Origin of the sequence: Thiocapsa rosea, from assembly GCF_003634315.1 — a bacterium.
GTDB classification, from domain to species: Bacteria; Pseudomonadota; Gammaproteobacteria; order Chromatiales; family Chromatiaceae; genus Thiocapsa; species Thiocapsa rosea.
In genome coordinates, this window is the sequence record NZ_RBXL01000001.1 from 1751678 (window position 1) to 1774880 (window position 23203).

23 protein-coding genes and 1 riboswitch are annotated in these 23203 nt (G+C 64.0%); of the genes, 15 read left to right on the top strand and 8 right to left on the bottom strand.

Going from position 1 to position 23203, the window contains the following annotated elements:
* Window positions 1–139: 139 nt before the first annotated feature.
* Window positions 140–1090 (bottom strand): prolyl aminopeptidase, encoded by a 951-nt coding sequence (pip, locus tag BDD21_RS07965; RefSeq protein WP_120796700.1) that lies wholly within the window; start codon window positions 1088–1090, stop codon window positions 140–142.
* Window positions 1091–1429: 339 nt separating this feature from the next.
* The gene (typA, locus tag BDD21_RS07970) at window positions 1430–3241 is read right to left on the bottom strand and encodes a translational GTPase TypA (protein WP_120796701.1); all 1812 of its coding nucleotides are present in this window, start codon (window positions 3239–3241) and stop codon (window positions 1430–1432) included.
* A 157-nt stretch (window positions 3242–3398) separates the two neighbouring features.
* On the opposite strand from typA, the gene BDD21_RS07975 reads away from it, so the two are divergent.
* Window positions 3399–3602, top strand: coding sequence for a hypothetical protein (locus tag BDD21_RS07975; protein WP_120796702.1), 204 nt, complete (start codon window positions 3399–3401; stop codon window positions 3600–3602).
* On the opposite strand, the gene thiC is transcribed toward BDD21_RS07975, so the two are convergent.
* Window positions 3599–5491: a phosphomethylpyrimidine synthase ThiC gene (thiC, locus tag BDD21_RS07980; RefSeq protein ID WP_120796703.1), complete on the bottom strand. Its 1893-nt coding sequence runs from the start codon at window positions 5489–5491 to the stop codon at window positions 3599–3601. The genes BDD21_RS07975 and thiC overlap by 4 nt on opposite strands.
* A 273-nt stretch (window positions 5492–5764) precedes the next feature.
* A riboswitch (TPP riboswitch) is annotated at window positions 5765–5928 on the bottom strand.
* 198 nt (window positions 5929–6126) lie between these two features.
* Between thiC and BDD21_RS07985 the strand changes: the two genes are divergently transcribed.
* On the top strand, window positions 6127–8226 hold the full coding sequence (locus BDD21_RS07985; protein WP_120796704.1) for an EAL domain-containing protein: 2100 nt from the start codon (window positions 6127–6129) through the stop codon (window positions 8224–8226).
* Between the two features lie 95 nt (window positions 8227–8321).
* On the top strand, window positions 8322–8972 hold the full coding sequence (locus tag BDD21_RS07990; protein WP_120796705.1) for a hypothetical protein: 651 nt from the start codon (window positions 8322–8324) through the stop codon (window positions 8970–8972).
* Between the two features lie 156 nt (window positions 8973–9128).
* Here BDD21_RS07990 and BDD21_RS07995 read toward each other — a convergent pair whose 3' ends face one another.
* The 4 genes from BDD21_RS07995 to BDD21_RS08010 all read right to left on the bottom strand — a co-directional run bounded on the left by BDD21_RS07995 (window position 9129) and on the right by BDD21_RS08010 (window position 12234).
* A complete protein-coding gene (locus BDD21_RS07995; RefSeq protein ID WP_120799817.1) occupies window positions 9129–9905 on the bottom strand; it encodes an endonuclease/exonuclease/phosphatase family protein in 777 nt (258 codons plus the stop codon).
* A 301-nt stretch (window positions 9906–10206) separates the two neighbouring features.
* Window positions 10207–10851: a c-type cytochrome gene (locus BDD21_RS08000; protein ID WP_120796706.1), complete on the bottom strand. Its 645-nt coding sequence runs from the start codon at window positions 10849–10851 to the stop codon at window positions 10207–10209.
* Window positions 10852–11064: 213 nt separating this feature from the next.
* Window positions 11065–11535, bottom strand: coding sequence for a copper chaperone PCu(A)C (locus BDD21_RS08005; protein WP_120796707.1), 471 nt, complete (start codon window positions 11533–11535; stop codon window positions 11065–11067).
* A 45-nt stretch (window positions 11536–11580) separates the two neighbouring features.
* Entirely contained in the window at window positions 11581–12234 is a 654-nt protein-coding gene (locus BDD21_RS08010; protein WP_120796708.1) for an SCO family protein, read from the bottom strand.
* 195 nt (window positions 12235–12429) lie between these two features.
* On the opposite strand from BDD21_RS08010, the gene BDD21_RS08015 reads away from it, so the two are divergent.
* From BDD21_RS08015 to BDD21_RS08060, 10 genes are all read left to right on the top strand, one after another.
* On the top strand, window positions 12430–13218 hold the full coding sequence (locus tag BDD21_RS08015; protein ID WP_120796709.1) for a M90 family metallopeptidase: 789 nt from the start codon (window positions 12430–12432) through the stop codon (window positions 13216–13218).
* 480 nt (window positions 13219–13698) lie between these two features.
* Window positions 13699–15210: a nitrogenase cofactor biosynthesis protein NifB gene (gene nifB / locus BDD21_RS08020; RefSeq protein ID WP_120796710.1), complete on the top strand. Its 1512-nt coding sequence runs from the start codon at window positions 13699–13701 to the stop codon at window positions 15208–15210.
* 154 nt (window positions 15211–15364) lie between these two features.
* A complete protein-coding gene (locus tag BDD21_RS08025) occupies window positions 15365–15643 on the top strand; it encodes a 4Fe-4S dicluster domain-containing protein (RefSeq protein WP_120796711.1) in 279 nt (92 codons plus the stop codon).
* A gap of 114 nt (window positions 15644–15757) precedes the next feature.
* Entirely contained in the window at window positions 15758–16195 is a 438-nt protein-coding gene (locus tag BDD21_RS08030; protein WP_120799818.1) for an ArsC/Spx/MgsR family protein, read from the top strand.
* Window positions 16192–17493 (top strand): FprA family A-type flavoprotein, encoded by a 1302-nt coding sequence (locus tag BDD21_RS08035; protein WP_120796712.1) that lies wholly within the window; start codon window positions 16192–16194, stop codon window positions 17491–17493. Before BDD21_RS08030 ends, BDD21_RS08035 begins: the two co-directional genes overlap by 4 nt.
* 237 nt (window positions 17494–17730) lie before the next feature.
* Window positions 17731–18015, top strand: coding sequence for a 2Fe-2S iron-sulfur cluster-binding protein (locus tag BDD21_RS08040; RefSeq protein WP_093188822.1), 285 nt, complete (start codon window positions 17731–17733; stop codon window positions 18013–18015).
* Window positions 18016–18143: 128 nt separating this feature from the next.
* Window positions 18144–18491, top strand: a complete 348-nt coding sequence (locus BDD21_RS08045; protein WP_120796713.1) for a 2Fe-2S iron-sulfur cluster-binding protein — start codon at window positions 18144–18146, stop codon at window positions 18489–18491.
* 4 nt (window positions 18492–18495) lie between these two features.
* The gene (locus BDD21_RS08050; protein WP_120799819.1) at window positions 18496–19083 is read left to right on the top strand and encodes a nitrogen fixation protein NifQ; all 588 of its coding nucleotides are present in this window, start codon (window positions 18496–18498) and stop codon (window positions 19081–19083) included.
* Window positions 19058–20059: an ADP-ribosyl-[dinitrogen reductase] hydrolase gene (gene draG / locus BDD21_RS08055; protein WP_120796714.1), complete on the top strand. Its 1002-nt coding sequence runs from the start codon at window positions 19058–19060 to the stop codon at window positions 20057–20059. The genes BDD21_RS08050 and draG overlap by 26 nt, the downstream gene beginning before the upstream one ends.
* A gap of 98 nt (window positions 20060–20157) precedes the next feature.
* The gene (locus BDD21_RS08060; protein ID WP_120796715.1) at window positions 20158–20685 is read left to right on the top strand and encodes a carboxymuconolactone decarboxylase family protein; all 528 of its coding nucleotides are present in this window, start codon (window positions 20158–20160) and stop codon (window positions 20683–20685) included.
* Window positions 20686–20830: 145 nt separating this feature from the next.
* Here the strand turns inward: BDD21_RS08060 and BDD21_RS08065 are convergent, their stop codons facing one another.
* Window positions 20831–21022: a hypothetical protein gene (locus tag BDD21_RS08065; RefSeq protein ID WP_120796716.1), complete on the bottom strand. Its 192-nt coding sequence runs from the start codon at window positions 21020–21022 to the stop codon at window positions 20831–20833.
* A gap of 119 nt (window positions 21023–21141) precedes the next feature.
* Here BDD21_RS08065 and BDD21_RS08070 point away from each other — a divergent pair, with 119 nt between their 5' ends.
* Both BDD21_RS08070 and BDD21_RS08075 read left to right on the top strand, forming a co-directional pair.
* Window positions 21142–22071, top strand: coding sequence for an ABC transporter ATP-binding protein (locus BDD21_RS08070; protein ID WP_120796717.1), 930 nt, complete (start codon window positions 21142–21144; stop codon window positions 22069–22071).
* Complete coding sequence (locus BDD21_RS08075) at window positions 22068–22901, top strand: ABC transporter permease (protein ID WP_120796718.1); 834 nt, start codon at window positions 22068–22070, stop codon at window positions 22899–22901. The genes BDD21_RS08070 and BDD21_RS08075 overlap by 4 nt, the downstream gene beginning before the upstream one ends.
* Window positions 22902–23203: the final 302 nt, after the last annotated feature.

Sequence of the window (23203 nt, forward strand, 5' to 3'; positions counted from 1 at the left end):
CGCCGGCTCCGACGACTGTCGGAGCCGGCGCGGTTTAAGGTATTAAAAAGATTAAATTTAAACCGCGTCTCGCCAAGATCGAGGAAGCCATCGACGCTAAACACAAAATGAAAATGACGCATCTCGCTCTGGATGCGGTTTAACCAAGCGCATCGGCAAAGTGGTCGGTCGCCGCCACCAAGGCCGTTCGGATGCCGGGCTCGAAGGCCGAGTGACCGGCATCCGCAATCACCTGCAGCTCGGCCGTCGGCCAGGCGTGGTACAGGTCCCAAGCCGAGCGCATCGGGCAGATGGTGTCGTAGCGGCCCTGAATGATGATGCCTGGGATGTCTCGGAGGCGATGGGCGTCTTCGAGCAACTGATTCGGCCGGAAGAAGGACCGGTTCATGAAGTAGTGGCACTCGATCCGCGCGAGGCTAAGCGCGACGTGCGGATGGGCGAAGTGCGCCTCGATGTCCGGATTTGCCCGCAGTGTCGCCGTGCGTCCCTCCCAGACCGACCAGGCTTGCGCCGCAGCGAGACGGGTCGCCGCGTCCTCGCCCGTCAGGCGTTTGTGATAGGCGCAGAGCAGGTCGCCGCGCTCCTCGACCGGGATCGGGGCGAGAAACTGATCCCAATAGTCCGGGTAGATCCAGCTCGCACCCTCTTGATAGAACCAACGAATCTCTTCGTCGCGGCAGAGAAAGATCCCGCGTACCACCAGCGCCGTGACGCGATCCGGATGGGTCTCTGCATAGGCGAGGGCCAGGGTCGAGCCCCAGGAGCCGCCGAAGACCAGCCAGCGCTCGATCCCGAGTCGCTCCCGGATCCGCTCGATGTCGGCGACCAGATCCCCGGTCGTGTTGGCCGTCAGGGATGCGTGCGGTGTGGAGCGTCCGCAGCCACGCTGATCGAACAGGACCGCGCGATAGCGTGCCGGGTCGAAAAAGGCGCGGTGGGCCGGCTCGCAACCCGCACCCGGCCCGCCGTGCAGAAAAACCGCGGGGATGCCGTCCGGCCGACCGCATTCCTCGACATAAATGCGGTGATCGTGGTCGACGTCCAGGCGATGGGTCGCAAAAGGCTCGACGGGGCGATAGAGATCGGGCATGGGCGGTTCTTTGATGGTGTGATTCGTTATGGTTGAGCCGCCAGCCGCCAGCCGCCAGGGGTCGTCCCTTGGCGTAGCATAGAGTTCTCAGCTCTCAGCTCTCAGCTCTCAGCAGCAGGATAGACGGGTCTTGGCGTCCTGTTCGAGGTCGGCTCGGTCCAAAGGCGGACGCGACGATGACCTCGCAAACATCGCTTCGGCTCAGCTCTTAAAGCCGAGCCGCGACAGCCGTATCGCGCCTTATTCGTTTTCTTTAACCTAAACCGCGTCTTGCCGTCGCCGGTTGTTGCGTCGAGGCTAAACCCGCGCTCAAGCCATGCCTGTCGCTCCGGACGCGGTTTAGCCGCGACTGGCCCGCTTGCGGTCGTTCTCGGTGAGATGCCGCTTGCGCACCCGGATCGCCGTGGGCGTGATCTCCACGAGCTCGTCGTCTTCGATGAACTCCAGCGCCTGCTCGAGGGTGAACTTCACCGGCGGGGTCAGCAGGATGTTCTCGTCCGAGCCGGCGGCGCGGATGTTGGTCAACTGCTTGGCCTTGAGCGGATTGACCGTGAGATCGTTGTCGCGCGAGTGGATTCCGACCACTTGGCCTTCATAAACCTCGTCGCCCGGGGAGACCATCATGCGCCCGCGCTCCTGCAGGCTGAAGAGCGCGTAGCCGAGCGCCTTGCCGGTGCCGTTGGAGATGAGTGCGCCGTTGCGCCGCGGGGCGATGCCGCCCGGGTTGGCGGGGCGATAGCGATCGAAGATGTGATACTTCAGCCCGGTGCCCGATGTCATGGACATGAAATCGGTCTGGAAGCCGATCAGGCCACGCGAAGGAACCTCGTAATCCAGGCGCACCCGGCCCTTGCCGTCCGGGACCATGTCCTTGAGCTCGCCGCGACGCTCGCCGAGCGCCTGCATGATCGCGCCTTGCGAGGTCTCCTCCACGTCGACCGTGAGCTGTTCGTAAGGCTCGCAGATCTGACCGTCGATCTCGCGGAAGATGACCTCGGGGCGCGAGACGGCCAGCTCGTAGCCCTCGCGGCGCATGGTCTCGAGCAGGATCGACAGGTGAAGCTCGCCGCGACCGGAGACGCGAAACTTCTCCGGGTCGTTGCCTTCCTCGACACGCAGGGCGACGTTGTGGATCAGCTCGCGCTCAAGGCGATCCTTGAGCTGGCGGGAGGTCAGATACTTGCCGTCGCGCCCGGCGAAGGGCGAGGTGTTGACCTGGAAGGTCATGGTCACGGTCGGCTCGTCGACGGTGAGCGGGGGCAGGGCCTCGGCATGCTCCGGATGGCAGAGCGTATCCGAGACGTTCGGCGCCTCGATGCCGGTCAGGGCGACGATGTCCCCGGCGGTGGCGAGCGGCACTTCATGGCGCTCCAGCCCGAGATAGCCGTAGACGATGCCGACCTTGGCCTTGTAACGCCCGCCGTCGGGCTTGACCACGACGATCTGCTGATTGGGCCGGACGCTGCCGTGGCGGATCCGCCCGAGTGCGATGGCCCCGACGAACGAGCTGTAGTCGAGCGTAGAGATCTGCATCTGAAAGGGCGAATCCGGATCCACCTCGGGCGCCGGGCAGTGCTCGACGATCGCCTCGAAGAGCGGGGTCATGTCGCCCGCGCGCACCTCGTTGTCCAGCCCGGCGTAGCCGTTCAGGGCCGAGGCATAGATGATCGGAAAATCGAGCTGCTCGTCGCTCGCACCGAGCCGGTCGAACAGATCGAAGACCTGGTCGATGACCCAGTCGGGTCGCGCACCCGGACGGTCGATCTTGTTGATGACCACGATCGGGCGCAGACCGTGCTGGAACGCCTTGCTGGTCACGAAGCGCGTCTGCGGCATCGGCCCTTCCTGGGCGTCGACCAACAGCAGCACCGAGTCGACCATGGAGAGCACGCGCTCGACCTCGCCGCCGAAGTCGGCATGGCCCGGGGTGTCGACAATGTTGATGCGGTAGTCGCGCCAGCGCAGCGCGGTGTTCTTGGAGGTGATGGTGATGCCGCGCTCCTTCTCCAGCGCGTTGGAGTCCATCACCCGCTCGACCGGCCCGAAGCGATCCCCCAGCGTTCCGGATTGCTGCAGCAGCTTGTCCACCAGCGTGGTCTTGCCATGATCGACATGGGCGATGATGGCGATATTGCGTAACGTCTCGATCACGAGTGGAGCTCCGGAGAAGATGATATCGGGGGTAGGGCCGGGCGATGGGTGCGATGCGAGCGGAAATCTTGGTGCCGAGCCAGCGCGAGAGTATATACCCTACGCCCGTGAATATTCGGTGATCGAATCAACCGGCTTCGCAAGTCCCCGAGCCACGATGACGTCAAAGCGATTCGACGCGGCTTGGCCGGTAGGGTGGACGAGCGAGAGCGAAGTCCACCGAACCCCGCGCCGGCGCTGGTGGACTGCGCTGCGCTTCTCCACCCTACAGCGCTTGTCCACGGCTGCGATCGGCGACGTGGCCGGGTTTATGCGCGAGGCCGCGCGGGCCATGACGTCGGAGCGATTCGATGCGGTTTAGACGGCCTTGTAGATCTGCGCCCCCTCCTTTCGGAACTCGCTCGCCTTCTCCTTCATGCCCGCTTCGAGGGCGATCTCCACGTCGTCGAGCCGATGCGCCAAGGCATAGTCACGGACGTCCTGGGTGATCTTCATCGAGCAAAAGTGCGGCCCGCACATGGAGCAGAAGTGCGCGACCTTGTGCGACTCGTGCGGCATGGTCTGGTCATGGAATTCGCGCGCGCGCTCGGGATCCAGCGAGAGGTTGAACTGGTCCTCCCAACGGAACTCGAAGCGGGCCTTGGACAGCGCATTGTCGCGGATCTGCGCGCCGGGCAACCCCTTGGCGAGATCCGCGCCGTGGGCGGCGATCTTGTAGGTAACGATGCCGTCGCGCACGTCCTGCTTGTCGGGCAAGCCCAGGTGTTCCTTGGGCGTGACATAGCAGAGCATGGCGGTGCCGTACCAGCCGATGTTGGCGGCGCCGATGCCGGAGGTGATGTGGTCGTAGGCGGGGGCGATGTCCGTGATCAGCGGGCCGAGGGTGTAGAAAGGCGCCTCGTCACAATCTTTGAGCTCCTTGGTGACATTCTCCTCGATCATCTGCAACGGCACATGGCCCGGGCCTTCGATCATGACCTGAACGTCGTGCTCCCAGGCGAAGCGGGTCAGCTCGCCCAAGGTCTCCAACTCCGCGAACTGGGCGGCATCGTTGGCATCGGCGATCGAGCCCGGGCGCAGTCCGTCGCCCAGGCTGAAGGAGACGTCGTACGCCTTCATGATCTCGCAGATCTCGCCGAAGTGCGTGTAGAGGAAGTTCTCCTGGTGGTGTGCCAGACACCATTTGGCCAGGATGGAGCCGCCGCGCGAGACGATGCCGGTGAGGCGCTCGGCGGTCAGCGGGACATAGCGCAGCAGCACGCCGGCGTGGATGGTGAAATAGTCCACACCCTGCTCGGCCTGTTCGATGAGGGTGTCGCGGAACATCTCCCACGTCAGCTCCTCGGGCTTGCCGTCGACCTTCTCCAGCGCCTGGTAGATAGGCACGGTGCCGATCGGCACGGGCGCATTGCGCAGGATCCATTCGCGCGTCTCGTGGATGTTCTTGCCGGTGGAGAGATCCATCAGGGTGTCGCCGCCCCAGCGCGCCGACCACACCATCTTCTCGACCTCCTCCTCGATGCTGGAGGTGACGGCCGAGTTGCCGATATTCGTATTGATCTTCACCCGGAAGTTGCGCCCGATGATCATGGGCTCCAGCTCGGGATGATTGATGTTCGCCGGGATGATGGCGCGCCCGCGGGCGATCTCGTCGCGGACGAATTCGGCGGTGATCGTCTCGGGCAAGCTGGCGCCGAACGAATGGCCGCGATGCTGGCGCAGGAGCTTTGTATAACGCGGATCGGCGCGCAGCGCGTCCAGGCGCATGTTCTCGCGGATGGCGACGAACTCCATCTCGGGGGTGACGATGCCCTGACGCGCGTAGTGCATCTGGGTAACGTTGCGGCCCGGCTTGGCGCGACGCGGGGTGCGGATGTGCTCGAAGCGCAGATGTGCGAGCCGCGGGTCGGATTGGCGTTCGCGTCCGAAGGCCGAGGTGGGTCCGTCGAGCAGCTCGGTGTCGCCACGCTCCCGTATCCATGCCTCGCGCAGATCGGGCAGGCCGGCGAGGAGGTCGATGTGCGCCGTGGGGTCCGTGTAGGGTCCCGAGGTATCGTAGACCATGATCGGCGGATTCTCTTCGACCCCCGCATTCGTCTGCGTCGGAGTCAGCGTGACCTCGCGCATCGGGACACGCAGATCCGGGCGCGATCCCGTCACGTAGATCTTGCGCGAACTTGGAAAGGGCCGCGTGACCTCGTCGGACAGCTCGGCGGTCTTCTGGACGAAGGCCTGGGGGATGGCGCTCATGGAATCTCCTCTCGACGGACGCGTGGCGTATGGTGGCGCCATAGATGTGGGGGCCGAATCGGCCGTTTAGGCTGCGGTCCGAACAGACGATGGTCGGGACCATCCGGCGGGAGGAGCGGCGGGATGATCGGGACTCAAACGAATCCCGAGTCGAGGCGGCAGGAACCGAGAGCTCACGAAGCTCATGCGATACACTACCCGGATCGTCGGGCCGGCCGTTCGATGGCGGTGCCCGGCGGGCGAGGTCATCGTTGCGGACCGGCGCCCTTGATCCATCCTCGTCGCCTGCTTTCCTGCGCCGGCATGATCCGGATCAGGTTCGAAGGGTCTTTCTCAGCCCGTCGCGTGACTGCATCATTCGACCGAACGGCGCCGGTCGATCGACTGGCCTTTCGGTCGGATTCGGTCACGCGTGCCGGACACCCCCAGCAGCATGTGGCGAGAAACTAACGAAAGGCCGCCGGGATTTCAACCCGATCGAACCGAGGGTACGCCGCGGGCAGGCTTTAGGCTTGACCTTTGGGCTCGGGCTGCGGATCCTGAAGTCGGTCTCAAGGGAGTCTGCTCGCGTGACGGTGTCGGACCAGGCAACGGCAGACAGGATCTCTCGACGCCCCACCGAGGCGCTTTCGCTCATGAATGACGCACGTTTCGCGACTTCTGAAAACAGGATCTTCTACCTCGGCGATGACTCGACGCTACTGACCGGGCTCGCAAGCTTGATTCAGCCGGCCGGATTGCAGCTCGATGCCTTCGAGGATCTCGGTGCCCTCGAAGCCGCGCTCGGGCGGACGCGGCCTCGGGTGCTGATCCTCGATCTGCGCTACGTCTCCTCCGGCACCGGCCCAGCCGGCTTGATCGCGCGCCTGACGGGGGCTCTGCCGGGAGCCCTCGCGGGAACCGGGACCACCGAGCCCGAGGTGCTCTGCATCGCCGACGGCGAGAACATCGAGACGCGGCTCCAGGTGATGCGCGCCGGTGCGCGCGGCTTTTTTCCGACCCCGGTTGCCCTGTCCGACCTGGCGAAGCGCCTCATCGAGCTGAGCGGTCCGGCTCAGGATAGCCAACCCCGGATCCTGGTGGTCGAGGACGACCCGCTGCAAGCCAAATACATCGCGTTGCTGCTGAGCAAGTCGGGTATGGAGCCGCACATCGTCGATCAACCGCTGGAGATCCTCCGGAAGATGGCTGATGTCCAGCCGGATCTGGTCCTGATGGATCTCTACATGCCGGATGCGAGCGGTACCGAGCTGACGGCGATCATCCGGGACCACGGCGAGTACTTCGACACGCCCATCATCTTTCTCTCCGCCGAGACGGACCCGGACAAGCAATTGGAGGCGTTGCGCGTCGGCGGCGACAGCTTTATCGCCAAGCCGATCCAGCGTGAGCAGCTCATCGGCGCGATCGAGCATCGCATCCGGTTGTCGCGCTTGCTCAAGGATCGTCGCGTCGGGGAAGAGCGCAGCGATGTTCTCCAGGGTGTGCTTTCAAAGGAGGCGTTTCTGCGCGGTCTCGATCGCGTGGTGCACGACCGAGAAGCGCCGTCGCCCGGGGTCGGCCTTCTTCTGATCGAACTCGATCGGTTTCAGGACATCTCCAAGGCGGTGGGTGTCGACGGGATGGAGCGGTTGTTGCGTCAGCTCGGGGAGAAGCTCGTCGCCCAACTCGCAGCGCAGGAGTGCGCTGCCCGTCTGGATGATTTTACCTTTGCCGTGTTGGCTCGACGGGCGACCCGCGAGGCATTGGAGGGGCTCGGAGAGCAGCTTCTGCGGACCTTCGGTGCCACCAAGCTCCGGGCTGAGGACAAGCGCCTCGCGCTCACCGTAACGATCGGAATCGGGCTCTTCACGCCCCCTGCGGACGACGCCATCACGATGGTCTCGCGCAGCCGCACCACCGTGGCGCGGGCGCGCCATGCGGGCGGCAATCGGGTGCGGGTCTGGACTCCGGTCATCGCCCCGGATCGCGGCTCGGACTATGAGCGACTGCTCAAGCAGCTGGTCGACACCGCCGTGAATCAGGACGGACTCCTGCTGATGTTTCAGCCGATCGTCTCGCTCGGGGCAAACGTCGGAGAGCTCTACGAGGTGCAGCTTCGGTTGCGCACACTCGACGGAGAACACGTTCCTGCCGGCGATTTTCTCCCTGTGGCCGAGCGCAGCGGATTGATGCCGAGGATCGATCGCTGGGTGCTGGAGCACGCGCTCGATATCATGGACGCAGAGCGCAAGTCGCATCCGAAGCTGCGGCTCTTGATCCATCAAACCGTGGGGTCGGTCGCGGCGGAAGAATGGCTTCCCTGGTTCCGCGAACAGATGGTTCGGCGCAATCTGATCCGCCGTCGTCCGTTGCTTCAGTTCCAGATGCACGACGTTCGAGAACACTTGGTCACGGCCAAACCGCTTGTCGAGGTCTTGCGCAAGTACGGGATTCAGGTCTGCGTCGCCAATGTCACGGGCAGTGCAGCGGATTTGGACCTGCTTGCCGATCTGCCGGTTGCCCTCGCCAAGCTCTCCTTCGCGACGCTCATCAACGCGGATCCGGCCGAGCTGCTCCAAGTGGTTCAGCAGATCAGAACGCATGGCGCATCCGTCATCGCGGCCGGCATCGAAGACCAGGCCACGATTGCTCGGGTCTGGAATTGTCGGCCCGACTATATTCAAGGCAACTCGGTCCAGATGCCGAGCAGCGAGTTGAGCTACGATTTCCATCACTCCACCGACGACATCTGAGTCGCTTTCCGAGTGATCCGTCCTGTTTCATGCGATGGCGACCGCCTGTGGACGCCGCGGGATTCGTGGTGGACGCGGCTCGGGGATCAAAGGCAATGACGCACGAGGAGTTCGGACGCCTTGAGGGTGTCGCAAAGCCGGCCAATCACGCGGGCCGTCTGATCCTTGCGCCCCGCGATGCCGAGCGCTGTCCGGATCGGGACCGTCTCGTTCGCGTCCTGTTCGAGGCGGGGTTCATCGCGGATCTCAACCGGGATCGCATCTGGGATCGCATCTGGGATCGCGAGTGCGCCTATCGCGTCGGCCCCGAATTTTTCGAGCTGCTTGCCTTCGTCGGCTGCGCGGTCGCGATCGCGAGCGATCCGCAGTCCGACGGCCCCTTTTGTCACGTCGTGATCCCGCCGGCTTCGGTCTCTCCGCGCGGGTGTCTCGGCCGCAATACGCGCGCACCGCGTTGCCCCGGTTGTCGAGCGCGCTTGAGCGATTGGGCGCTGCGCGTCGAGCAATTCGAGCAATCGGCGAGGACGCCCGGATCGGATCGGCAGCATTCAGCCGTGGTCTGCCCGAGTTGCGGAGAGCGCCGTCCGATGTGGTCTTGGGATTGGAAGCAGCAGGGCGGGTTTGCGCGACTGCTCATCCAGGTCGAGGAGATCTTTCCGGGCGAGGCGGTGCCGACTGACGCCTTACTCGCACTGCTCGAGCGCGAAAGCGGCTGCGCGTGGCGCTACTTTTACGTGCAGGATTAAACCGCGCCCGGTGCGGTATGCGATTTTTTTGGATGGGGTCGACCCCGGCAGACTTGACGACCGCTGGAGCCGGCGCGGTTTAAGTGCGCCACCCAGTGATTGGTCCAGTTAGGCGGTGATGTGATCGGCGGCACCGGTAAGCCCGGCGCGCCCGTTTCAGCGCGCCGATTTCGGAGCCGGTCCGTCCGCGTCCGCCGAGAAGGTGACGCCCTCGGGCAACTCGATCGTCATGCTGATCGGCAGATGATCCGACAAGGCGTAATCGACCACGCGGGCGGCGATCACGCGCAGCGGTCGAGAGACGAGGATGTGATCCAGGTTGTGCTTTGGACGCCAGCTCGGGAAGGTCTTGAGCTCGCAATCCAGACCGCGCATCTCGGCCTTCTTGACCATGGCCCGCAGCCCTTTCGAGTCGCACCCGCAGTTGAAGTCGCCCATGATGACGAGATACGGGTGCTGTTCGGACAGTGCGATCAGGTAATCGAGTTGGCGCCGCCGTGCGCGCCATCCGAGCGCCAGATGGACAATCGCTACGGCAAGGGTCTCATGGTCCGAAAGCCCGAGTTCCGCCACGACGGCGCCACGGCCGGGGAGGCCCGGGAGCTTGTGCTCGGTGATTTGCTGCGGACGCAAACGGCTGAGCAGCCCATTGCTGTGCTGTGCGAAGGGGCCGAGGTTGCGGTTGACCTGCCTGTACCAGTGCGGAAAGGCGCCGTGGCGAGCCAGATACTGAATCTGATCGATATAGGCGCTGCGCAGCGAGCCGGCGTCAACCTCCTGGAGTCCGACCAGATCGAACTGATGCAGCAGCTGGCCGATACGGGTGAGATTGGCCAGTCGCTCGGGGTGTGGAAGGATGTGCTTCCAGCTGTTGGTGAAATAGTCGCTGTAGCTGCGCGAGTAGATCCCGGCCTGAACATTGAAACTCAGCAGCTTGAGTCGCCGTGCGTCGGTCGAGAGCGAGGAGGCTCGGGAGACGGTTTGGTGGTGTGCATGTCCGGGCACGACATCGACGGGATCGACAGGTTCTGCCGATCCGGCTTGCGCCGTTTGATCTGCCGCGACCGCCGAGCGCTCGCCTCCTTCGGCTGTGATCAAGCCGGGATCTGTCGGCCCTGAGTCCAGTGCTCCGATGACCAATCTCCGAAAACGAAGGCTGTTGTGCGGGCGGGGGGTGTAAAGCGATGGTTCGGAAACGACTCCTCCGTGAGCCGTTCCGGTTGTCGTGCGTGACCTACTTGCTCAACCCTTGGATGTACTGTGCCACCGCGGCGATCTCCTGATCGCTCAATCGAGCTGCAGCGCCGCGCATCATGCCGTTTGGATCATTGGCACGCAGCGCACCGCGGAAGTGCTCGAGGGTCTGCTTCGTATAGTCCGCATGCTGCGCCGAGACCCGCGGGAATTTCGCGAGCGACTGGCCTTGGCCGGCAGGGCCGTGACAACCGGCGCACGCCGGGACGCCGGTCTCGGGATTGCCCCAACGATAGATGGATTCACCCTTGCTCGCCAACTCGGCATCCGCCATGCCCGGGGCCTTGGGCTGCGTCGCGTAGTAGGCGGCGAGATCAAGGACCTCTTGGTCGGTCAACGGCATTGCCATCGGGGTCATCTGCGCGTTCTCGCGTCGACCGGCCTTAAAATCCATCAACTGCTTCACGATGTATTCCGGGTGCTGACCGGCCAGCTTGGGCCAGATCGGCACGATACTGTTGCCTTGGGGGCCGTGGCAGGCGATGCACACGCCGTTGGCCTTCGCCTCTCCGGCTTGCGGGTCTCCAACCTGAGGCGCGGCGGCTTGATTCCCTGCGGACGCGTGGACCGCGCCGCTCGCCAATGCCGTTGCCACCGTAATCGTTATCAGCCAATTCTTAACCATGGAGGATGCCTAATCGGGTCGTGATTCATGGCCGCGACACCTTGCGCGGATCGACGGCCTGGTCGGGGGGCGAGAAAATCCACGGATGTATATCAGAACATCCGCATATGGGTCAAACCAGCGGAGTCATGTTATCCGCCGGGAAGACGCCGTCTCACCTGCTGGAAGACAGGCAGGGAGACGAATAATTCCGTCCTCCGCGCGGGTCCGGCCTCAATGGTTCATATGTTGCATTTGCACCTCGATGCGGCGCACCGGCGCCTGCACCGGCATGCGCGAGCCGTCTTCGAAGATCAGTGTGAGATCGACCGCGTCGTCAGGCTCCAGCGGTTGTTTGAGGCCGATGAGCATCACGTGCAGGCCGCCCGGCTTCAGGGTGACGGTCTCCCCCGCGGGAACCTCGATCTTCTCGATCCGACGCATGCGCATCATCCCGCCTTCTTCGACATGGGTGTGCAGCTCGACGGTCTCCGAGACATGGCTCTCGGCACCGACCAGGGCCTGATTCTCCCCGGTTTGGTTTTCCAGGGACATGAACACGGCGCTGTTGGGCTGGCCGGGTGGCACCGCACGAGCGTAGGGATCGCCGATCGAGACGTCTGCGCCCATAGCGGAAAAAGCAGCGGAGAAGGAGACGGCGGTGAAGAGTGTGGCGGCGAGCAGGGGCGAAGCGTATCCGGGCATGATTAGGTCCTCCAACAGACGGTATGGGTTACGGGATTCGACTTGTTATGGCTCGGACTGATTCTCGGTGGACGGGCGCGTCGTTCCCGACAGTGTTCGGATCGCCGCGACGATCTCCGCGGAGGGTGTGGCGTGATCGAGGTTGCGCACGAGCTGACCTTGCGTGTCCACAAGATGACTGTAGGCGGAGTGGTCGACGACATAGCCCATCGCCGAATCGACCAGATCGGTGCGCCGGTAGGCCGCGCCGTAGAGCTTGGCGACCTCGGCGATCTGCTCGGGCGTTCCGGTCAGGCCGATGATCTCGGGGTGAAAATAGCCACTATACTCGGCGAGCCGCTCGACCGAATCCCGCTCGGGATCGACGCTCACGAAGAGGACCCGGACCCGCTCCAGCTCCTCGGGCGTCAGCGCCTTGAGTGCACCCGCGATCAGGACCAGATTGGTCGGACAGATATCCGGACACCAGGTGTAGCCGAAGTAGATCAGGACCACCTTGCCGCGCAGATCGGCGAGGGCGACCGGGCCGTCGACGGAGTCGAGGACGAAGTCTCCGCCTTGCGGCGGCGAGGCCAGATCCAGTGTGCCGTGTCGCGGCCCTTCCGGATCGAGATCGACCGCGGTCGGCGTCCAAAACAACAGCCATGCCAAAAGTCCGACGAGGACCAAGATAGCAATGACCAACAGCTTTCGCGTCATGATCGAGAGCCCCGCGGGGAAACGTTTATCCGCCCATCTTGGGCCGCGGGGTGCGATTCGCCTTGACGCACATCAATCTTACGGCAAAGGCCCCGATGGGCTCGGGCTTTTGTGCGATGGGACCCGTTCACTGCGTCATTCGCCCCGATTTTACGGCCCCCGCCGTGCTCGACCTCGCCGGGAGGCGGATCATCCGTGGGCGGCCTAACCGCGTGGTGGCAGGAGCGGGTGCTCGAGCGCGCGCGTGCGTCGGTTGATCCGCACGACTTGGCGCGGGTCCGCGACGCACTCCCGCTGCTTGAGGACCTGACCGAGGAGGACATGCAGCGTCTCGCCGATCTGGCGCTCCTCTTCCTGCGCGACAAACGTCTGGACCCCGCGCAGGGGCTCGAGCTGACGGATGCGATGCGTCTGGCGATCGCGCTGCAGGCCTGCCTTCCCGTCCTGGAGCTGGGGCTGGATTGGTACCGCGGCTGGTATGCCGTCATCGTCTATCCCGAGGAGTTCGTCCCCGAGCGCGAGGTCATGGGCGACGACGGAGTGGTCTGGACCGAGCACGAGGCGAAGAGCGGCGAGGCCTGGGAGCAAGGCCCCGTCATCCTCTCGTGGGCGGATGTCGAGGCCGGGATGGAGCGGGACGGCTACAACGTCGTCATCCACGAACTGGCACACAAGCTCGATATGCGCGACGGGGCCGCAAACGGCTGTCCGCCGCTGCACGCCGGCATGTCTCCGAAGGTTTGGGCCGAGACCTTCTCGGCCGCCTACGAGGACCTGTGTCGACGGGTCGACGCCGACGAGGACACCCCGATCGATCCCTATGCGACCGAGTCGCCCGCGGAGTTCTTCGCCGTCGTCAGCGAGTGCTTTTTCGAGCTTCCCGATCTGCTGCACCGGGAATATCCGCAGGTCTACGACCGGCTCAAAGCGTTTTACCGTCAGGATCCACTGGCTCGTGCGGGCCGTGCGGCAGACACGCTTTGAGGCTGCGGCGCCCCTGGGTCATTCGCCCCCTGTCGGCGCCAGGTCGTGGACAGGCGAGTCAGGCATGCTCCTCGGCACGTGCCGATGTGCGGTGGATCGATACCGGCGAGGGGGCCGCAGCGCTTCGTGATGTGCCGGCCTCGGGAGTGAACGCCATGTCCGCTGATTTCGCGCGTTTGCTCATCCTCACCTCACATCAGGTCAGTTGATACGGTAGAGACAGGATAATGAGGGTCCGAAGCAGCGACCATCCGTGTTCCTACGGAGCGAACCCCCCGATTGCCGCGGGCGTCGTGTCGATTCCCACAAATCGTTTGGGTCTAGGCTGTCGTGATCCCGACAGGCAGGTCGCTCCGGCGGAATCCGAGCACCATTTTTCAGTCGGTTAAGCGATCGCAAAGACTAGGTACGGTCTTTGCTTCAATGCTTCCAGAGACATCTTTATCGAGGGGCTTGTGCCCCATCTCCGGAGGCTGCGTGATGGAGTTGAAGGTTATTGCCGAAGCCGCGGGCGCGCCCGGCGGCGGTTGTGCGTCGAGCGGCTGCGGTGCCGGCGGCGACAAGCTCGCCCATTTGCCCGAGGCGATCCGCGCCAAGATCAACAACCATCCCTGTTTCTCCGAGGATGCGCATCATCATTATGCGCGGATGCACGTGGCCGTCGCTCCCGCTTGCAACATCCAGTGTCATTACTGTAATCGCAAGTACGACTGCTCCAATGAGTCGCGCCCGGGTGTTGTCTCCGAGGTGCTGACGCCGGATCAGGCGGTGAAAAAGGTCATTGCCGTCGCCGCGGCCATTCCGCAGATGACGGTGCTCGGCATCGCAGGTCCGGGCGATCCGCTCGCCAATCCGCAGCGCACCCTGGAGACCTTCCGCCAGCTCTCCGAGAAGGCACCCGACATCAAGCTTTGCGTCTCCACCAACGGGCTCGCGCTGCCGGAGTTGGTCGACGAGATCTGCAAGCACAACATCGAGCACGTGACCATCACCATCAACTGCGTCGACCCGGATGTGGGCGCCAAGATCTATCCCTGGATCTTCTGGAACAATCGCCGGGTGACCGGGCGCAAGGCCGCCGAGATCCTGATCGCGCAGCAGCAGAAGGGGCTTGAGATGCTGGTCGCGCGCGGTGTACTGGTCAAGGTCAACTCGGTCTTGATCCCGGGCGTGAACGCCGAGCACTTGAAGGAGGTCAGCCGGGTCGTCAAGGCCAAGGGCGCCTTCCTGCACAATGTCATGCCGCTTATTGCCGAGCCCGAGCACGGCACCTTCTTCGGATTGATGGGCCAGCGCGGTCCGACCAACGACGAGCTGAGCGCGCTGCAGGATGCCTGCGCCGGGGACATGGCCATGATGCGCCATTGCCGCCAATGCCGCGCGGATGCGGTGGGCATGCTCGGCGAGGATCGCGGGGATGAGTTCACGCTCGACAAGATCGCAGAACAAGAGGTGGATTACGCCGCGGCGATGGCCCGACGCGCCGAGGTCCATGCCGCCATCGAGGCCAGCCGCACGGCGCAACGTCGCCAGTCCAGCGAGACCTTCGTCTCGATCGCTTCCCTGACCCGGCGCCGCCCCGCGCGCCCCGAGCCGCGTCCGGTGTTGATGGCGGTGGCGAGCACCGGCGGCGGCGTGATCAACCAGCATTTCGGCCACGCCCGCGAGTTCCTGGTCTACGAGGCCAGCGCGAACGACGTGCGCTTCGTCGGTCACCGCAAGGTCGATCTCTATTGCTCGGGCGACGAGACCTGCGGCGACGGCGAGTCGGTCTTGGCCAAGACCATCCGTGTGCTCGACGGCTGCGAGGTCGTGCTCTGCTCGCGCATCGGCTACGAGCCCTGGGGCCAGTTGGAAGCCGCCGGCATCGCGCCGAACGGCGAGCATGCGATGGAGCCGATCGAGGACGCGATTGCCGTGGTCTATCGCGAGATGGGGGAGGCGGGGCTGCTCGAGCCGGCCGCCGGTGCGACACAGCGGATGAGCGCTTAAACCGCGCCCGGTGCGGTTTAAGAGATTAAAAAATATTAAATTCTAAACCGCGTCTCCGTAAAGGTCGGAAAAATTCTTGAGCCCGACACACGATGAAAACGATGCATTTCACTCTGGACGCGGTTTCGATCGCAAAGGCAGCGGAGGTTCACTCATGGCATACAAGATCATCGAGGGTTGCGTGAATTGCTGGGCGTGCTTGCCCTTGTGTCCGAGCGAGGCGATCCGCGACGCACTCCCGCATTTCACGATCGATGCGCGCGCCTGCACCGAGTGCGAGGGCGACTTCGCCGATCCGCAGTGCGCGAGTATCTGTCCGATCGAGGGGGTCATTCTGGACAGTCTCGGCGTGCCGCTGAATCCGCCCGGGTCGCTGACCGGGATCCCGCCGGATCGGTGGGCGGAGATTCGCACCCAGATCCAGGCGCGCTGAACCGCGCTCAGTGTGATCCGCGACCTTGGGGTGGTGCCGATTTCGGCTCCGTCCGCAGCCTTGGCGGGGCGCGGTTCAGGAATTTTTGTTCGGTTGATGCAGAAAGGTGAGTTGATGTCGTCTGTGCTGTTCTACGAGAAGCCGGGGTGTCTGTCCAACGCCAAGCAGAAGGCGTTGTTGACGTCGCTCGGGCATCGTCTGAGCGTGCGGAACTTGCTCGCCGAGCCCTGGACCGTCGAGCGGTTGCGGCCGTTTTTCGGGGTTCTGCCGGTTCGTGAGTGGTTCAATCCGACCGCCCCTCGCATCAAGCAGGGCGAGGTTCTCCCCGAGACGCTGGACGAGCCGACGGCTTTGGCCCTGATGGTGGAAGATCCGCTTCTGATTCGCCGGCCTTTGATCGAATCCGAGTATGGAATGGGCTGCGGTTTCGAGTCGGGACCATTGCTGGCTGCGCTCGGTGTTGCAATCGCGGTCGATCAGGATCTGCAGTCCTGTTCCCGGAGCGGCCCCGATCCCCGGTGCGATCTTCCGACCGACGGAGCGGCAGCATGATGTCGCCTGCCGCGTCGGTCATCGCGCGGGATGCTGCCGATCAGGCTCCGGCCGTCGAGGTCGCGCCCGGCGTGCATTGGATCGGCGCGCTCGATCCGGGTCTGCGCACCTTCGACATCATCCTGCGCACGGCCAACGGCACGACCTACAACAGCTATCTGGTGCGGGGAGACGACGGGGTCGCGGTCATCGACACGGTCAAGGCCGAGTTCGCCGACGATTTCTTTGCGCGTCTGGAGTCGGTCGCCCGCTATGACGAGATCCGCGTCATCGTGCTCAACCATTTGGAGCCGGATCACACCGGGGCGCTGCCCGAGCTGATGCGTCGTGCGCCACAAGCGCAGCTCTACATCTCAAAGCGCGCGACGGCCATGCTCAAGGCGCTGCTCAAACCGAGCGACGACCGGCCGCTGGTCTACAAGACGGTCGCAACAGGCGACGAGGTCTCGCTCGGCGGACGGACCTTGCGCTTTCTGCACACGCCGTTCCTGCATTGGCCCGATACCCAGTGCACCTGGCTGGTGGAAGAGGGGGTGCTCTTCTCGGGCGATGTGTTCGGTTGTCATCATTGCGATGCGCGGCTCTTCAACGACCTCTGCGGCGATTTCCGCTTCGCGTTCGACTACTACTACGCGCACATCATGCGGCCGTTCAAGAGCTACGTGGTCGACGCGCTCAAGCTGATCGAGCCACTGCCGATCAAGCTGATCGCCCCGACGCACGGGCCTGTCCTGCGCGATCGCCCGCGCCGCTATGTCACCCGCTATCGCGAGCTGTCCACGCCGAGCTTGGCCGAGCGCATCGATCAGGGCGAGCGCTCGCTGATCATCTTCTACATGAGCGCCTACGGCAGCACCGCGCGCATGGCCGAGGCGATCCGCGCCGGGGCCGAGGAGGCGGGCGGGATCCGCGTCTCGCTCTACGATCTGGAGGGCGGTGAGATCCAGCCGTTCGTGGATCTGATCGAGTCCGCCGATGCACTCGTTCTCGGCTCGCCGACGATCAACGGGGACGCGGCCAAGCCGATCTGGGATCTGCTCTCCTCGCTCGCCGTGATCGATCTGAAGGGCAAGCTCGGCGCTGCCTTCGGCTCCTACGGGTGGACCGGCGAGGCGGTGAAGATGATCGAGGATCGTCTGCGCGGGTTGAAGCTCCGTGTGCCGGTTGCGGGTCTGCGCATCAAGCTGATCCCGACCGACGAGGAGCTCGAGGAGTGCCGCGATTTCGGGCGAGCGCTGGCCGGCGCCCTCGTGCGCGGCGAGCAGGGGCGGGTCATCGATTTCGCCGATTTGGGCTAAACCGCGTCCAGAGCGAGATGCTCGCTTTCGCGCGAGTTCGCCGTTGGGTGCATCCACGGAGCTTAGCGGAGACGCGGTTTAGAATTTTATAATTTTTAATACTTTAAACCGCGCCGGCTCCGACAATGATCGGAGCCGGCGCGGCCAAGCCAATCCAATACACGACGCATACCGCGCTGGGCGCGGTTTAAACCACTTCACCATCCACAACCATCGACTATTCAGGAGTCAGACACCATGGCGAAAGCCAAGATTACATTTACCGACATCGAGCAGACCGTGAACGTCCCGGCCGGAACCCGGGTCATCGAGGTCTCCGAGCGGATCGGTGCCGGCATCATCTACGGCTGCCGCGAGGGCGACTGCGGCACCTGCATGATGCATGTGGAGGAGGGTTGGAACAATCTGACCGAGCCCTCCGTGCTCGAGGAAAAGGTCCTGCGCGAGAACATGGCCAGCCGTCATGACCGGCTCGCCTGCCAGGCCCAGATCCTCGGCGACTGCAAGGTCAAGCCGGCCTGATTCACCGCGACGGGCCGCCACGCCGAGGCGCGACGCCCCTATCGCCCCGTTTCGCGACCAACCCGGGATCGCCATGATGCCTGTGCGGCGGCCGATCCCCGAAACCGAGACCCGGAGAGATTCTCAAGATGCCACTCGTGACCTTTTCAAACCCCGATTACAAAGACAAGACCGTCTATGCCGTGGCGGGAAGCCACACCGAGACCATCCTCAAGCTGGCCAAGGAGTACAAGGTGCCTTTGCACCACGACTGCCAGGACGGCGAGTGCGGCAACTGTCTGGTGCGTGTCACCAGCGTCGACCGCAAGGGCCGCATGAGCGGATTTCTGACCGACAAGGAGCGCGGCGTGCTCGTCGAGCTGGGCAAGCTGACCAAGGACGACATCGATCGGATCGCCGTCGACGACATGCCGAGCGAATGGCGTCTGGCTTGCCAGATGATCGTGCGCGACGAAGACATCCTCGTGGAGTACTGAGGTCATGTCGGCCCTCGCCCTCGACTCGGAACAGGATGCCGCCCGCATCTATGCCCGCCTGATGGTGAGGGCGATCGGGGCCGGCAATGATCAAGCGTTTGCGAGTATGATCGCGACCCGTGCCGCGGGCGGCGGCGCCATGCCGCCTTGGCTCGGTCTTGAGCCGGCCGCGTTTCATTGCTTGATGCGGCACCATTTTCCCGGAGCGGCTACGCGCGACTTTCTCGATACGATCGACTGCGCGACAGCCTCGCCCGAGGTGCGCGGCGACGAGCGCGAGGAGCTGGTCCGGTTGATGCTCATGCACAAGGCCGGCGACTCGCCGTCCGAGGTCTGGATGGCCCACGTGGTGGCCGCCGGCTGTCTGGCGAGCGACCATCTCTGGCAGGATCTCGGACTCTGGAACCGAGCCGATCTGACTGCGCTGATGCGCCGGAATTTCCCCTCTTTGGCCGGGCGCAACGTCAACGACATGAAATGGAAACGGTTCCTCTACAAACAGCTCTGCGAGGCGGAAGGGATCTACACCTGCCGAGCGCCGTCGTGCGAGGTATGCACCGACTATCATGCTTGTTTCGGACCTGAGCACTGAGCTGACTTGGAACCCATCCAAGATCAATACCCTCTATGACCGAGCGGCCGGAGCCTATCTGGGGCTCGCCGTCGGAGATGCGCTCGGCGCAACCGTCGAGTTCATGACCCCGCGTGAGATTCGCGAGGTCTACGGCGAGCACCGCAATCTGATCGGCGGCGGGTGGCTGAGACTGCGCAAGGGGCGCGTGACCGACGACACCGAGATGAGCCTCGCCCTGGGAAACAGCATCCTCGCGGCCGGTTCTGTCGATGCGCACACGATCGCCGAGGCGTTCAGCGACTGGATGCGTACCAAACCCGTGGACATCGGCCATACGGTTCGCCGCGGGATCAGCCAATATCGCCTGAACGGCACCCTCGAGGTTCCCGAGAACGAGCACGACGCCGGCAACGGTGCCTGCATGCGCTGTCTGCCGATCGCGCTCTATACGCTCGGGGCCGACGATGAGGCGGTCGCCGAGGCCAACCGTATTCAATCTCACGTGACCCATCATAGCCGCTTGGGCGACGCGGGCACCCTGACCGTCATTCGCATGGTCCAGTTTGCCTTGCTGGGCCGGCCCAAGAGCGATCTGCGCCTGCTCGCGGAAGCGTTGGTCGCGGCCGAGCCGCAATATCGCTTCGATCGGCGCCGCATGGAGAATCCGGGTGGCTATCTGGTCGAAACACTGCGGGCTGTCTTCCAAGCGCTCTTCGCGACCGACACCTTCGAGACGGCGCTGGTGGATGTCGTCAACCGCGGCGGCGACGCGGACACGACCGGGGCCATCCTCGGGATGATTGCCGGGGCGCTTTACGGTCCGTCCGCGATTCCGCGACGTTGGCTCGGCGTCCTCGAGAAGGACACGGCCAATGCCTGTATGAATCAAGCAGCGGCCCTCGTGATGGCGTCGACCCGGAACAACGGCACAGATCTCGTCCGGGGCGAACTGCATCCTGCTGCGAGTAACGATAAAAACCGAAGCATCTCGTGAGCTTATTCGATGCGTCGGCGGATTGCGGGTGAATTCCTGACTATTATACTCAGGTTCACTTTCCGGACTTACCCCGCACACCCGAGCAGGTACCGCACATGATGCCGTTTGAACTTCACGACATGCAGACCGCACCGCACTCCTCGCGCGCCATCATGGCGGATATGCAAAGCCACGGCGGGGAGCTGCCCAACCTTCTGCGTACGCTCGCAGAGTCTCCGGTCGCGCTCGACGCCTATCGTCAGCTCGCGACGCTTCTGAGCCGCTCGAGCCTGACGTCGATCGAGCAACAGGTCGTCTACGTGACTGCGGCACACACCAACCAGTGCCACTATTGCACCGCTCCGAATCCGATGCTGGGGGAAGACGACCAAGCCGTCGAAGTAACCACGGCGATCCGTCACGGCCAGCGACTCGTCGACGTGCGTCTGCAGGCGCTGCGCCGATTTACCGCCACCATGACCGAGCACCGCGGATGGGTACCGGAAGCGGACGTCGAGTCCTTCCTGAGAGCAGGTTTCACCCGGGAGAACCTCCTCGAGGTCATCACCGGAATCGCGTTGGTCACCTTGAGCAGCTACGCGAATCACGTCACCGCAACGCCGCTCGATCACTTCGCGCCCTGACCTGCCCCTCTCTCGAGAAGCGGCGGAATCGATCCGCCGCTGTCGCCGGTGTCCCTTTCCGGGCCGTTCCGGGGAGCCACGGCAGACGCCGGCCCTTCGCCCCCATGGTTGATGGCTCACCCCTCGCGGTCTCAAATCCTCCGCCTCAGCGCCCGCTACTGCTGTTTCGCCCGATCCACGACAAAAGGCCATAGCCGATTGCGTCCTTCGTGGCTTTGCGGTTCAAATATTCCGATATCCCCAACTCAGCCGCGTCCAGAGCGAAATGCGTCATTTTCATGTTGTGTTTAGCGTCGGAGACGTCCTTGATCTTGGCGAGACGCGGTTTAAATTTCATCTTTTTAATACCTTAAACCGCGCAGGCTCCGACAGTCGTCGGAGCCTGCGCGGCCAAGCCATTCCAACACATGACGCATACCGCACCGGACGCGGTTTAGCCGAGTGCCCCCTCTCGTGATGAACGACGCTGTCACGGAGGACGAACCCGTGTTGCTCGCCAGCGGTCTGGTCAAGAGCTTCGCCGGAGCGCGCGTGGTCGACGGCGTCGACCTGCGTTGTCGTGCCGGTCAGGTCCTCGGCCTGCTCGGCGCCAACGGGGCAGGCAAGACCACCGCGCTGCGCATGTGCTACGGCTTCCTGCAGCCGGACGCCGGGACCGTACGCATCGCCGGGATCGACCGCGCCCTCGATCCGGAAGCAGCGGCGCGCCTGGTCGGCGTCTGTACGCAGGACGATACCTTCGACAGCGATTTCACCGTGCGCGGCAACCTGGAGCGGGTGAGCCGCTATTTCCGTCCCCGGCTGCCGGATGTGCAGGCACGGGTCTCGGCGCTGCTGACGCGCTTCGGTCTGGAGCGTTTCGCGCAGGCGAAGCCCGATACACTCTCGGGTGGCTATCGCCGTCGACTGATGATCGCCCGTGCCTTGGTCCATGCGCCCAAGGTCCTCTTTCTGGACGAGCCGACGACGGGGCTCGACCCGCAGGCGCGGTTCGGCGTCTGGGAGCTGATCGATACCCTAAGGCGGGAGGGTTTGGCGATCGTCCTGACGACCCATTACATGGACGAGGCCGAGCGTCTGTCGGACAACCTCTTGGTCCTGCGCGGCGGACGTGTCGTCGCCGAGGGCCTGCCCCGCAAGGTCCTCGGTGATCTGGTGGGCGAGCACATGCTGGTGCTGGATGCGCATGACCCGGCCGTCCCCGCGGTGTGCGATTGGGCGCGCCAAGCCGGTCTGCCCGAGCCCGCACGGGTTCTCTCGGCGCTGCATCTGGCACTCGACGGCCCGGGTCTGGCACAGTTCAGTGCCCGGTTCGGCGAGATCCGATTCGAGGTCCGAAGCCCATCGCTCGACGACCTCTTCATGAAGCTTTCGGAGCAGGCATGAGCCGCCGCGACCTGACCCTCTCCCGTTATCTCGCGGTCTTCCAGTGGCAGAGCCGGGCGGTCCTGGGTCGGCATCTCAGCGTCTATCTGCGCAACTGGCACACCGCCGCCCTGCCGCCCTTGCTCGAGCCGATCATCCTGCTCCTGGCGTTCGGTTTCGGGCTGGGTGCCTTCATTCCGAACTTCGCCTGGCGCGGACAGTCGATCTCCTATCTCGCCTATCTGGCACCCGGCATGCTCGCCTACACGGCCTTCATGACCGCCTTCTTCCAAGCGCTCTTTGCGGCCTACATCCGTATGCACTACCAGAAGACCTGGGAGGGCCAGTTGATCACCCAGATCCGGTTGGAGCATGTCGTGTGGGGCGAGCTCCTCTGGGCCGCGACCCTGGGGACCGCCTATGCCCTCATCGTGACGCTGGTGTTGGCGGGCTTCACCCTGGTCGGATGGCTGGATCTCAACTGGACCGGCGCGCTGCTCGCCCTACCGTTGCTGTTTCTCGCCTCGCTGGCGTTCGCGACCCTGGGTCTGCTCTTCACGGCGATCGTGCCCAGCATCGACCATATGAATATCCCCTTCTTCCTGGTGATCATGCCGCTCGGATTCGCCAGCAGCACCTACTTCCCGATGGAGGGCGACTCGCCCTGGACGCTCGCCTGGTTGACCCTGAATCCGCTGCATCACCTCGCCGAGGGCACGCGGCTGATTCTGGTCAACGGCGAGATCAGCATGCATCTCGCCGCAGCCTTCGGGCTCTTTCTGTTGATGATCCTGATCTTGGTGCCGATCGACTATCGATTGCTGCGGCGGAGGGTGTTGGGCGAGGGCTAAACCGCGCACCGGTGCGGTATGCGATGTTTTTGGATGGGATCGGTCCTGGCAGATTTGACGACCGCGGGAGGCTGCGCGGTTTAAACCACGCCCGGCGCGGTATGCGTCATTTGCTGGAATGGATTATCCACGCCAGCTCCGGCGACCGTTGGAGCTGGCGCGGTTTAAGATACTAAAAAATATATCATTTTAAACCGCGTCCCCGCTGCGGGCTGTGAACACATCAGACGTCGAGCTCACTAGAACGTCAGCATCTCGCTCTGGACGCGGTTTAATCGCGATCGGTCGTGGATGATGGAAGA

Bases quoted from the DNA above. Each gene is read 5' to 3' on its own strand.
- pip (WP_120796700.1), bottom strand. From the start codon at position 1,090: ATGCCCGATCTCTATCGCCCCGTCGAGCCTTTTGCGACCCATCGCCTG.
- BDD21_RS07975 (WP_120796702.1), top strand. From the start codon at position 3,399: ATGACGTCAAAGCGATTCGACGCGGCTTGGCCGGTAGGGTGGACGAGC.
- thiC (WP_120796703.1), bottom strand. From the start codon at position 5,491: ATGAGCGCCATCCCCCAGGCCTTCGTCCAGAAGACCGCCGAGCTGTCC.
- BDD21_RS07985 (WP_120796704.1), top strand. From the start codon at position 6,127: ATGAATGACGCACGTTTCGCGACTTCTGAAAACAGGATCTTCTACCTC.
- BDD21_RS07990 (WP_120796705.1), top strand. From the start codon at position 8,322: ATGACGCACGAGGAGTTCGGACGCCTTGAGGGTGTCGCAAAGCCGGCC.
- BDD21_RS08000 (WP_120796706.1), bottom strand. From the start codon at position 10,851: ATGGTTAAGAATTGGCTGATAACGATTACGGTGGCAACGGCATTGGCG.
- BDD21_RS08005 (WP_120796707.1), bottom strand. From the start codon at position 11,535: ATGCCCGGATACGCTTCGCCCCTGCTCGCCGCCACACTCTTCACCGCC.
- BDD21_RS08010 (WP_120796708.1), bottom strand. From the start codon at position 12,234: ATGACGCGAAAGCTGTTGGTCATTGCTATCTTGGTCCTCGTCGGACTT.
- nifB (WP_120796710.1), top strand. From the start codon at position 13,699: ATGGAGTTGAAGGTTATTGCCGAAGCCGCGGGCGCGCCCGGCGGCGGT.
- BDD21_RS08025 (WP_120796711.1), top strand. From the start codon at position 15,365: ATGGCATACAAGATCATCGAGGGTTGCGTGAATTGCTGGGCGTGCTTG.
- BDD21_RS08030 (WP_120799818.1), top strand. From the start codon at position 15,758: ATGTCGTCTGTGCTGTTCTACGAGAAGCCGGGGTGTCTGTCCAACGCC.
- BDD21_RS08035 (WP_120796712.1), top strand. From the start codon at position 16,192: ATGATGTCGCCTGCCGCGTCGGTCATCGCGCGGGATGCTGCCGATCAG.
- BDD21_RS08040 (WP_093188822.1), top strand. From the start codon at position 17,731: ATGGCGAAAGCCAAGATTACATTTACCGACATCGAGCAGACCGTGAAC.
- BDD21_RS08045 (WP_120796713.1), top strand. From the start codon at position 18,144: ATGCCACTCGTGACCTTTTCAAACCCCGATTACAAAGACAAGACCGTC.
- BDD21_RS08050 (WP_120799819.1), top strand. From the start codon at position 18,496: ATGTCGGCCCTCGCCCTCGACTCGGAACAGGATGCCGCCCGCATCTAT.
- draG (WP_120796714.1), top strand. From the start codon at position 19,058: ATGCTTGTTTCGGACCTGAGCACTGAGCTGACTTGGAACCCATCCAAG.
- BDD21_RS08060 (WP_120796715.1), top strand. From the start codon at position 20,158: ATGATGCCGTTTGAACTTCACGACATGCAGACCGCACCGCACTCCTCG.
- BDD21_RS08065 (WP_120796716.1), bottom strand. From the start codon at position 21,022: ATGAAATTTAAACCGCGTCTCGCCAAGATCAAGGACGTCTCCGACGCT.
- BDD21_RS08070 (WP_120796717.1), top strand. From the start codon at position 21,142: ATGAACGACGCTGTCACGGAGGACGAACCCGTGTTGCTCGCCAGCGGT.
- BDD21_RS08075 (WP_120796718.1), top strand. From the start codon at position 22,068: ATGAGCCGCCGCGACCTGACCCTCTCCCGTTATCTCGCGGTCTTCCAG.